The following is a 10703-nucleotide window of genomic DNA, read 5'->3' as shown; positions in this document are numbered from 1 at the left end:
GTAGCAAGCTGGCGCTCTCAGGTACTCTGTACCTGTGGACAGAGAGAACCGTCGGGGTGGACGCGCAGGTTAATCTGCTGAAGAATTCTAATTCGAACCACACCGTTTATTGCACACTACAATCACTGCCGGACATCGAATTATATGATCCAAACCCACTATCGAGCTTGCCATCTTTGCGAGGCCATCTGCGGCCTGAAAATCGAAACTCAGGGCGAAGAAATACTCTCCATCAAAGGTGATCCGGACGACCCATTGAGTCGCGGACACATCTGCCCCAAGGCTGTGGCCCTGCAAGACATTCACGAAGATCCCGATCGACTTCGCTACCCGGTACGCCGTGTAACGGGCAAGGATGGCGAACAGGAATGGAAAGAGATCAGTTGGGAAGAAGCTCTGGATAGCACCGCAGAGGCACTGATGCGCAGCTATCGGGAGCACGGTGTGGATTCGATCGGCGTATACCTGGGCAACCCCTCAGTCCACAACTACGGCATGCTTACGCACCAGAACTATTTGTTCCGCTGGCTCCGCTCCAAGAACCGATTCTCGGCAACCTCCGTAGACCAACTTCCGCATCACCTGACGTCACTGTGGCTGTTTGGGCACAAGTCGCTATTCCCGATCCCTGATATCGATCGCAGTGACTATTTTCTGATGCTCGGGGCAAATCCGATTGCGAGCAATGGCAGCATTTGGACCGTGCCCGACGTCAAAAAACGGATAAAGGACTTAACTGGTCGCGGTGGAAAGCTGGTCGTGATCGATCCCCGGCGCACCGAGACGGCGGAACTTGCCAGCGAGCACCTATCTATCGTGCCGGGCAGCGACGCCCTGTTTTTGGCTGCGCTGCTCAGCACTATTTTCGATGAAGGGCTTAGCGATGTAAAAGGACTGAGTGACTTCACCAGCGGTTTGGATGAAGTTGCCAGTGCCGTGGCCGCGTTCACTCCTGAGCACGCAGAGAAGCATTGCGGCATTGATGCGTCGACGATTCGCCGTATTGCCCGAGAATTTGCCGCCGCTGATGCAGCCATTTGTTACGGGCGTATGGGTGTATCGACACAGATCTTTGGTGGCTTGTGTCAGTGGCTCATTCAAATCATCAACATTGCGACGGGCAATCTGGATAAGGAGGGAGGTAGCATGTTCACTCTCCCCGCCGTAGACCAGGTGCCGCGCACCGGTCCGGGCGGCTTTGACCGACATCGCAGTCGTGTGCGTGACCTTCCGGAGTTCGACCGGGAACTCCCCGCTTCAGCTATGGCAGAGGAAATCACTACACCCGGAGACGGACAGATCCGTGTGATGTTTACCGGCGCGGGTAATCCAGTTCTATCTACCCCGAACGGTCGCGCGCTGGATGACGCACTGTCGCAACTCGACTTCATGGTCTCACTCGATCCCTATATCAACGAAACTACGCGTCACGCTGATATTATCCTGCCACCGACTTCCCCACTGGAACACGATCACTACGATATCGCCTTTCACATCAACGCCCTGCGCAATACAACTCGCTTCAACCCCCCGGTCTTCGAACCCGAAGCTGACAAACTGCATGACTGGGAGATATTCACCGCTCTAGGCGAGCGAGTGGCTGCGGCGCTGGGAGAAGAACCCAAAGAGCCCGTTGCGCCCCACGACATGATCGATGTCGGCTTGCAGTTTGGCCCCTATGGCAAGGATACGAAGTACGATCTCAGTCTGCAAAAACTGCGGGACAATCCGTCAGGAATAGATCTTGGTGAGCTTAAGCCCATGCTTCCCGGGCGCCTCATGACGGCCGACAAAAAAATTCACTGCGCGACACCTCAAGCCTTAGGCGATTTACATCGACTGGCTTCGACCTTTGGTGACACCCCAACCGAAGCCCTGCGCCTGATCGGTCGGCGACATGTGCGTTCCAACAATTCCTGGATGCACAATTATCGGCGCTTGGTGAAAGGCAAGACCCGCGATCAACTCATGGTTCACCCGGATGATCTCACCGCACTCCAGCTAAAGGATGGTGGCCAGGCCCTGCTGCGCTCTCGCAGCGGCGAGGTCACCGTCACGCTTCTTGCCACAGACGCGGTAATGCCGGGAGTTGTCAGCCTGCCCCACGGCTATGGCCATAATCGTCAAGGGATTCGAATGAAGACTGCTGCCAAACACGCTGGCGTTTCCTGTAATGATGTTACTGATGCTAACTATCTCGATGAGCTTTCCGGCAATGCAGCTGTGAATGGAGTGCCGGTAGAGCTCGCCGCCATTGCCTAACCTGAACTAGAAACCACCCCGCACTAAGGAGTAGTCCCATGGAAGTGTCGTCAATCGTTTTTTGGCTGGTGTTGCTCGGCCTGGTGATCTACATCATCAATGTTTACAACACCCTGGTGAGTCTAAAAAATCGCCATGAGAACGCTTTTGCACAGATCGAAGTACAGTTGAAACGTCGCTACGACCTGATCCCAAATCTGGTGGAGACTGCGCGAGCGTATATGGCTCATGAACGAGAGACTCTTGATGCCGTTGTCAGCGCACGCAATGAGGCAGCGGCGGTCCTAAAAGCTCTAGGCGAAGGCGGCGGCGGTGCTTCTATGGCCAGTCTTGCCGGCGCAGAAAACAATCTGCAGGGAGCACTGGGCAAGCTCAATATCACAATGGAAGCTTACCCTGATCTTAAGGCCAGCGAGAATATGCAACAGCTGTCGGAGGAGCTAACCAGCACTGAAAATCGTGTCGCATTTGCGAGGCAGGGATTCAACGACGCCATCATGGCCTTCAACACCTACCGCCAAAGCTTTCCTGCGGTGGCACTTGCGGCAACCTTCGGACATCCAGCTGATGCCGAGCTTCTCGAGTTTGACGACTCTGCGCAGATCCAGACCGCACCTACCGTCAGCTTTTGATAAGGGGCTGGTAGTCTTCCGGCGTGGATTTTTTCTCTCAGCAGGATCGCGCGCGGCGTAACACGCGCTACCTCCTTCTGCTGTTTGCCGCAGCACTTAGTCTTTTAGTGCTACTGGTAAACGCGCTGGTCACGGCTTTTCTTTGGGTCGGTCGAGACTACAACATCTACGTTGGTGGCAGTGGCTGGGAAGGCTATCTTGCGCTGTTTTCCTGGGAACGTTTTGGCACCATCGGTCTTGCAGTAACCTCAACGGTGGGATTTGTGTCTCTCATCCGCTGGCTACAGCTGGCATCCGGTGGCAAAGTCGTGGCCGAAAGCATGGGTGGTCGCCGCGTCATGCGCCAAAGCGCTGATCCCTACGAAAAACGCTGCCTGAATATTGTCGAAGAGCTATCTCTAGCGGCAAACATGCCAGTGCCAGCGCTGTACGTACTACCCGAGGAGCGTGGCATCAACGCGTTTGCGGCGGGTATCAATCCGACGGATGCGGTGGTTGCCGTGACGCGAGGCGCAGCTCTCCAACTGAGTCGGGATGAACTCCAGGGAGTCGTGGCTCACGAATTCAGTCATATTCTCAACGGCGATATGCGCCTGGGTATACGCCTCGCCTCGCTACTCAAAGGTATTACATTCATCGGTGACGTGGGCCACTTTCTACTGCGGATGGGTGCTTTCGGCGTTGGGCGAAGTAATCGTCGAAATGAGGCCGCCATGGCCCTGCCGATTCTTGGTCTGGGTTTGATGATTATCGGGTGGCTGGGTTCACTGGCCGCAGGCTGTATCAAAGCCGCCATCAGCCGACAGAAAGAGTACCTGGCAGATGCCAGTGCTGTTCAGTTTACACGAGACACCAGCGGTATTGCTGACGCACTCAAAGTCATCGGCGGTTTCCTTCCAGGTTCTTTAATACATAGCGCTCGCGCTCCAGAAATGTCGCATATCTTTTTTGGCGAGGTGCGCCATCGTCTCTGGAGTGGATTTGCCACGCATCCACCGCTCGATAAGCGTATACGCCGTCTGGACAACAACTGGAACGGCCAGTTCATTGAGCGTACAGAGTTTCGCTACGGTACCGAGCCACTCACGGAAAACCACACTCAAACCGGTGTAGGTAGAGCGGCGCTGGTTGCCGCTGCAATGGCAAGCAGTGCTTTGGACCACTCAGTCAGAAGCGACGATGAGCCAGGGACACATGACGCAAAGTTCACGCTCCCAAACAGCGACGTGGATGAAACCACCGACAACAAACTCGTGACTGACAGCGCCGAGAGCATACCGGAGATATTGCACAACGCTGTCATGGAGCCCCTGGGCGCAACGGCGACAGCTCTGGCTCTCGTAACAGCAAGGCGAAACGATGAGCAGCTCCAGAGGGCAATCAATGTGTTGCGGGAACAAGGCGTTCAAGGACAATTGGAGCTCGTGTCCGCACTGTTACCAAGGGTTCGTGAGCTTCGCCCAGGTCAACGCTTTCCGTTGATGGCCGCAGCAATGCCGGCGCTTAAAAACATGTCGACGCCTCAGTATCGGCAGTTCAAGACCACCTTATTGTCGGTGATCCGCAGTGACGGCCAAACCGATCTATTTGAGTGGTGCCTGTTTCAATTGCTGCGGCACTACCTCGACCCGGAGTACCTGAGGGTAGAGAACAGTCGGCCACGCTATCGGCACATTGCCAAAGTTCGCGCGCCGCTTCGTCAGGTGCTATCGGTGCTCGCTCATCAGGGCACGGGAGACAGTGCTCGGGCCTTCGCCCTCGCCTGCAAGGACCTACACATTTTGGAATTGACGCTGCTTCCACTGGAAGAATGCAGCGTCGCCGAATTCAGCCGAGGCGTGCACACGCTCGCAGATTGCTATCCATTGTTAAAGCCAAGAATTCTCAAAGCGATGGCGCTGGCCGCCGCTGATGACGGCGAAGTCTGTCCCATCGAACGGGAACTCATCAGCTCCGTGGCGGCGGTCATGGACTGCCCACTCCCGCCTGAACTGTCACTCGGGTAAGTTGAGCGGACGAATTTGCGCTAGAGCGTGGGCCTTTCAATCGTTTATAGCCACTAGGGTACAGGATGGCTTTCTATCTACGGGCGCTCTGCTAAGCTAAGGCCCCTCGACATCAAGGACGATGGCGAGACAACCGTACTTCAGTAGAACTTCAGTGGAACTTCAGTGAAAGTTCAGTGAAAGTTCAGCAAGTGATCTGAGTGCTCTTAACTGTCTGAGCACTCTTGTCAGCCTGGATACGCTGAAGGCTTCATATCGAGCAAGGAGGCATCGATGACGCAACTATCTCACTCTATCTCACTCTTAGCCACAGGACCCGGACCTACTTCAGTCCGAAAACCCGCCGCGGTATCAGACCAAAAACCAGGCCTGAACTCAGCTTTCAGCCCGGGACAGCAGGCTGTGGCACATCACAAGATTCCCCGTGGGCATCCCCCGGAGAATTCGACAGGCGACGCTTTTGACTCCGCGCTCATCGCAGCTCAGAGCACGAGAGGGCAATGGGAGACTTTTGCCCGGCATCATTCGGGCGGCGAGCGACCCGATCCGTCCGTCCGTGCGCAGGCAGCTCTGAATCACGCCGTCCAGCGGCAAGAAATCTACAGACGACAGTCCTGCCACAGTCACGCGGCAACCGAAAAGGATGGCAAAACCGGGTATCTTCCGCTGTCGCGTACAACAGACCGGGTGCTGCGCATATTGCTGGACGGTGATCTATCGAGAGTCCGTGCCGAAAGCGTCGCGGAGACACTGGGAATTAGCTGCACCACCCTGCGGCGACGCCTGCGTAACGATCACACCAGCTATCAGTTTCTTCTTGATCGGTCGCGGCAGTACCGCTGTGAGTCGCGGTTGCGGGAACGCTGGCTACCGGGAAAGTGCCTGGCAGATGAATTGGGCTACCTCGAGGTGAACAGTTTTTATCGGGCTTTTCGGCGCTGGACCGGATTGAGCTACAGCGACTACCGACAGATGTATCACTAAAGATTCAGCTAAGTTTGAGAGTCAACAGCAGCCCAGGTTTCCTGGGCTCCTGTCCTGGACTACTCTCCTGGACTACTGTCACAGCTGTGCTCTTAAGGCCCGGCTGTTATTGTCTAGTCAAAAGGATCGTGGAGGATAATTGTCTCCAGACGATCGGGTCCGGTAGAGATGATGTCGATAGGCGCACCCACTACCGTTTCAATCCTTGAAATATAGTCTCGAGCGGCCTTCGGTAAGTCATCAATAGATTTTGCACCCGCAGTGGAATCAGTCCAACCGGGCACTGTCTCGTACACGGGTACCAAGCCCTGATAGTCATCAGAGTCCATGGGGTTGGTCACTGTCTCGCCGGCAGCGTTGTTGTAACCAATGCATATCTTGATAGATTCGAGACCATCCAAAACATCCAACTTGGTCAGACAAATACCAGTGACCGAGTTGATGTTCACTGCATTACGTAGAGCAACGGCGTCAAACCAACCGCAACGTCGAGGCCGTCCGGTAGTGGCTCCAAACTCATGGCCTTGCTTCGCGAGATGCTCACCCGTCGCGTCAAACAGTTCTGTCGGAAATGGACCTGAACCTACTCGCGTTGTGTAGGCCTTGGTGATACCCAAAACATAATCAAGATACAAAGGACCAAAACCTGAACCGGTAGCCGTGCCGCCTGCGGTGGTATTGGAGCTGGTCACAAATGGATAAGTGCCATGATCAATATCCAGCAAAGAGCCTTGAGCTCCCTCAAACAAAATGCTTCGAGACTCTGCACGGAATTGATGCAGCATCGCGGTCACGTCAGCCATCATAGGGAGCAACTGCTCGCCCAGAGCCAGACTGGAGGCCAGCACCTCATCCACATCAACAGTATCTAACTTGTAATAGTGCTGTAGCTGGAAATTGTGGTACTCCATGACTTCCCGGAGCTTACGCTCAAAACGTATGGGATCCTGGAGATCACCCAAGCGCAAGCCTCGTCGCGCCGCCTTATCTTCATAAGCGGGACCGATACCCCGGCCCGTCGTGCCGATCTTGTCATCACCACGACGTTCTTCCCGGGCGTTATCTAGAGCCACGTGATAAGGAAGAATGAGCGGACAAGCAGGAGAAATTCTCAAGCGCTCACGCACAGGCACCTCACGCTCCTCCAGCCCAAGGATTTCCTTGAGCAACGCGTCCGGCGCCAGGACAACGCCATTGCCGATACAACAAATGACGTTCTTTCTGAGAATGCCCGAGGGAATCAAGTGTAATATCGTTTTCTCGCCATCGCAGACCAAAGTGTGACCAGCGTTATGGCCACCCTGAAAACGCACGACCGCTTCGGCTCGATCGGTTAGCAGGTCAACGATCTTGCCCTTGCCCTCATCGCCCCACTGGGTGCCCAGCACTACCACATTCCGGCTCATTTACCCTCTCCACCAAGTGACTCGCGCCGTATTTTGGGCTGCCACTGTCCATCAATTTTTGTCAGTTCCCGCGAGCAGCGGGCGTCGGTTTCACCGTCAAGCATGACGATAACGGTTTCACCCGCGCGGCGAAGCGCTCGTACCGCATCTTGCAGGGTTTCATCTTCCAGATCAGGTGCAGCGATCGCATCCTGTAGAGCTTCTTTACTTGTCAGCTGAGCGGCGAGCAAACGCAAGTCCGTAGCGAATCCTGTGGCAGGCCGTGCCCGGCCATAGACTTCGCCCACGTTGTCATAGCGACCACCCCGAGCAAGTGCCTCGCCCAGTCCCCGGGTATAAACGGCAAAAACAACACCCGTGTGATAGCGATAGCCGCGTAATTCAGCCAGATCAATATATAGGGAGACATCGGGATAGCGTGCCTGAAGGGCAGACGCCAACTCTCGAAGTTCGCGAAGTGATTCACGGATTTCCGGTGCTGCGCCGGCAAGCTCCGCCTCAGCACGATCGAGCACTTCCAGATCGCCATGCATCTCCATCAATGCGCGCAAACCTGCGCTCGATGCTGAGGGGAGCTGCTCTAACAATCGCTCTAGATCAGGGCGAGATTTTCGCTGCAGCGCATCAAATATTGCAGGCTCAATACCGGCATCAGCGGCTCCACTGGCGGCAAGAACATGTTTAAAGATATCTCCATGACCCAGATCCAGCGTTAAGTCCTGACCGATCTCAACACCCGCAACATCGAGCATGCTTAACATCAACGCCATGACTTCGATATCGGCGGACAAGCCCTTAGCACCATAGAGTTCTGCGCCAAGCTGCAGCGGTGAACGCGATGCCGCCAAAGAGCCAGACCGGGTGTGTAGTGTCGACCCGGCGTAACAGAGACGATTGACCTGCTTGTCTTGAAGGCTGTGAGCATCCATGCGTGCAACCTGCGGAGTCATATCCGCACGAAATCCCAACATACGACCTGTCACTTGGTCGGGGACCTTAAAGGTCAATAAGTCGAGATCCTCGCCCACACCGACCAACAGGGAGTCCGTGAACTCGACCATCGGCGGCATCACAAGGCGATACCCCCAACAGGACGCACAGTCCAATAGGGTTCGACGAAGTGCTTCTACTTGCGCTGCGGCATCGGGCAGAAGCTCATCGATACCGTCAGGCAGCTGCCATGCCCGCGCGGGGCTTTGCTTTTCCACTTTTAATGCACCAGATACAACATCACGACGCCAAACAACATGCTACCCAGACCAAACCGACGAATAGCTGAATCATTCAGCTGCCCGACGGTTGCAATCATAGAGCGCCAGCGCCCCGGACTGATGAAAGGCATCAAGCCCTCAACAACAAAAACCAACGCCAGAGCAACGGGAAACACCTGCCAAAATTCCTGCAAAACACTCCCCCAAGAAAAAACCGTGGATTTGGACGTGCTTACTCAGCACATCATCCTCCACGGTTGGCGGATTTTAGCACAAGGCTGCCGCGGCAGCCGATGCTTTATTTGCCTCCGCTTGAGTCCTTGAGGTACCGAAAGAACTCGCTATCCGGTTGCAAGAGCATGACGTCGCCACTGCCCTGAAATGCATCCTGATAAGCTCGCAGGCTCCGGGTAAAGGAATAAAACTCAGGGTCCTCACCAAAGGCATCTGCATAGATCCCTGTGGCATCAGCATCGCCCCGACCACGAAGCTGCTGGGCCTCACGATAAGCGTTAGCGCTAATAACCGTAACCTCACGATCTGCTGAGGCGCGAATACCTTCCGCAAGCTCCTGACCCTGGGAACGACGTTCCCGAGCCTCTTTCTCACGCTCTGCATTCATTCGTCGATAGACCGACTCTGACACTTCGGGTGGAAGGTCAATCTGCTTTACACGCACATCGACAATCTCAATCCCCAGCTCTTCCCGAGCCACCACGTCCAACTCTCTAGTGATGGTCTCCATGAGCTCATCCCGCTCACCGGACACAACTTCCTGGATAGTACGAATAGCGACCTGGTTACGCAGACGGTTATTGATCCGCTGCGCTAGCAGCCCCGCGGCTCGAGACTCTTCACCATTGGTTGCGGTGTAGAACGTCGCCGTATCCGCGATTCGATACTTAGCGTAGGAGTCGATGATCAGCGCCTTTTGTTCCTGGGTAAAAAATCGCTCAGGCTGAGAATCCAGCGTCACCATTCGACCCTCGAACTTTCGTACGTTGTTCACAAAAGGCACTTTAACGTGCAATCCCGGCTCTAGGTTCGGATTTACAACCTCACCAAACTTCAGGAGCACTCCGCGCTCGGTTTCCTTGATTACGTAGAGCGAGTTACTCGCCACAAGCAGCACCAAGGATGCCAGTACAACTATCGTTAATGAACGTCCCGTCATATCAACGTCCTCCCCGACGCGCTTGTTGAGCCGCAGCATCACGGCGCAACTGCTCCGTCACCGCATCCGTCAGCTCGCGAATATTGCCTGTATTAATGTCCATCGGCGTACCACTACGCGCAGCACTGGAACCCGTCCCCAGCTTATCGAGCGGCAGATACAGCATGTTATTGCCTCCCTCAACATCCACCATAATCTTACTGGTGTTGGTGAGTACGTTTTGCACTGCATCGAGATACAAACGCTCTCGAGTCACTACCGGAGCCTTTCGGTACGCAGTGAGTAGATTTGTAAAGCGATCGGCTTCACCTTCTGCGTTCGCGATGACTTGTTCACGATAAGCACTCGCCTCTTCGATTTGGCGCTGCGCCTGACCACGCGATTCCGGCACGATACCGTTGGCATAGGATTGCGCTTCGTTCTTTACGCGCTCCTCGTCCTCCCGGGCCTTAATCACATCATCAAATGCTGCTTGCACCTGAGATGGCGGCTTCGAATCATCAACGTTCACCGCGGACAGTCGAATACCTGTGGTGTAGCTCGTCAGATAATTCTGAAGACGCTCGTCCACTTCGGTAGCAATACGTGTTCGCCCTTCGGTGAGAACCAAGTCCATGGTCATCCCACCCACCACGTGTCTAAGCGCACTCTGGGCTGCGTGCTTTAGCGAGTTCTCGGGCTCTCTCACCTCCAACACAAAGTTCTTTACATCATCAATGATGTACTGAACGGACATATTCACCTCGACGATATTCTCGTCCTGAGTCAGCATGATTTCCCGAAAGCTCGCGGCGCGAACCTTCGTGGTGTTGACTCGGATGACTTCGTCGATCAGGGGAGGGTTCCACTGCAAACCCGGCTGTGCTGTTGAGTGATACTTACCAAAACGAAGCACCACTGCCCGCTCCTGCTCATCGATCTGATACAAGCCCATGAGGGCCCAGACCAAGGCAGCACCGAAAAGCACCACAATAATCAATGACGCAGACGCGCCGCCGCCACCACCGCCGCCGCCGCCGCCTTTGGAC

At 55.0% G+C, this 10703-nt stretch carries 9 protein-coding genes; 4 read left to right on the top strand and 5 right to left on the bottom strand.

What is annotated here, in order from left to right; genetic code table 11:
* Nucleotides 1–144 precede the first annotated feature (144 nt).
* From ACI9KD_RS00885 to ACI9KD_RS00870, 4 genes are all read left to right on the top strand, one after another.
* Nucleotides 145–2262 (top strand): molybdopterin-dependent oxidoreductase, encoded by a 2118-nt coding sequence (locus ACI9KD_RS00885; RefSeq protein ID WP_414979256.1) that lies wholly within the window; start codon nucleotides 145–147, stop codon nucleotides 2260–2262.
* Between the two features lie 38 nt (nucleotides 2263–2300).
* Nucleotides 2301–2894 carry a LemA family protein gene (locus ACI9KD_RS00880; protein WP_414979255.1) on the top strand — a complete coding sequence of 198 codons (594 nt, stop codon included), beginning with the start codon at nucleotides 2301–2303 and terminating at the stop codon, nucleotides 2892–2894.
* Nucleotides 2895–2917: 23 nt separating this feature from the next.
* Nucleotides 2918–4900, top strand: a complete 1983-nt coding sequence (locus ACI9KD_RS00875; protein WP_414979254.1) for a M48 family metallopeptidase — start codon at nucleotides 2918–2920, stop codon at nucleotides 4898–4900.
* Nucleotides 4901–5173: 273 nt separating this feature from the next.
* Nucleotides 5174–5884: a helix-turn-helix domain-containing protein gene (locus ACI9KD_RS00870; RefSeq protein WP_414979253.1), complete on the top strand. Its 711-nt coding sequence runs from the start codon at nucleotides 5174–5176 to the stop codon at nucleotides 5882–5884.
* A gap of 113 nt (nucleotides 5885–5997) precedes the next feature.
* On the opposite strand, the gene ACI9KD_RS00865 is transcribed toward ACI9KD_RS00870, so the two are convergent.
* The 5 genes from ACI9KD_RS00865 to hflK all read right to left on the bottom strand — a co-directional run.
* Nucleotides 5998–7290 carry an adenylosuccinate synthase gene (locus ACI9KD_RS00865; protein ID WP_414979252.1) on the bottom strand — a complete coding sequence of 431 codons (1293 nt, stop codon included), beginning with the start codon at nucleotides 7288–7290 and terminating at the stop codon, nucleotides 5998–6000.
* Nucleotides 7287–8498, bottom strand: a complete 1212-nt coding sequence (locus ACI9KD_RS00860; RefSeq protein ID WP_414979251.1) for an ATP phosphoribosyltransferase regulatory subunit — start codon at nucleotides 8496–8498, stop codon at nucleotides 7287–7289. Before ACI9KD_RS00860 ends, ACI9KD_RS00865 begins: the two co-directional genes overlap by 4 nt.
* 2 nt (nucleotides 8499–8500) lie before the next feature.
* Complete coding sequence (locus tag ACI9KD_RS00855) at nucleotides 8501–8695, bottom strand: DUF2065 domain-containing protein (protein WP_414979250.1); 195 nt, start codon at nucleotides 8693–8695, stop codon at nucleotides 8501–8503.
* 104 nt (nucleotides 8696–8799) lie between these two features.
* Nucleotides 8800–9675 (bottom strand): protease modulator HflC, encoded by an 876-nt coding sequence (hflC, locus tag ACI9KD_RS00850; protein WP_414979390.1) that lies wholly within the window; start codon nucleotides 9673–9675, stop codon nucleotides 8800–8802.
* 1 nt (nucleotide 9676) lies between these two features.
* Nucleotides 9677–10703 (bottom strand): FtsH protease activity modulator HflK (hflK, locus tag ACI9KD_RS00845; protein ID WP_414979249.1); only part of this gene is annotated, 1027 nt, incomplete at its 5' end.

It is taken from the genome of Congregibacter sp. (assembly GCF_047617445.1).
Lineage (GTDB): Bacteria > Pseudomonadota > Gammaproteobacteria > Pseudomonadales > Halieaceae > Congregibacter.
This window is presented reverse-complemented; position numbering and strand designations above follow the sequence as displayed.

What these genes read in the sequence shown, in the direction of transcription:
- ACI9KD_RS00885 (WP_414979256.1), top strand. Translation starts at nt 145, where the DNA reads ATGATCCAAACCCACTATCGAGCTTGCCATCTTTGCGAGGCCATCTGC.
- ACI9KD_RS00880 (WP_414979255.1), top strand. Translation starts at nt 2,301, where the DNA reads ATGGAAGTGTCGTCAATCGTTTTTTGGCTGGTGTTGCTCGGCCTGGTG.
- ACI9KD_RS00870 (WP_414979253.1), top strand. Translation starts at nt 5,174, where the DNA reads ATGACGCAACTATCTCACTCTATCTCACTCTTAGCCACAGGACCCGGA.
- ACI9KD_RS00865 (WP_414979252.1), bottom strand. Translation starts at nt 7,290, where the DNA reads ATGAGCCGGAATGTGGTAGTGCTGGGCACCCAGTGGGGCGATGAGGGC.
- hflC (WP_414979390.1), bottom strand. Translation starts at nt 9,675, where the DNA reads ATGACGGGACGTTCATTAACGATAGTTGTACTGGCATCCTTGGTGCTG.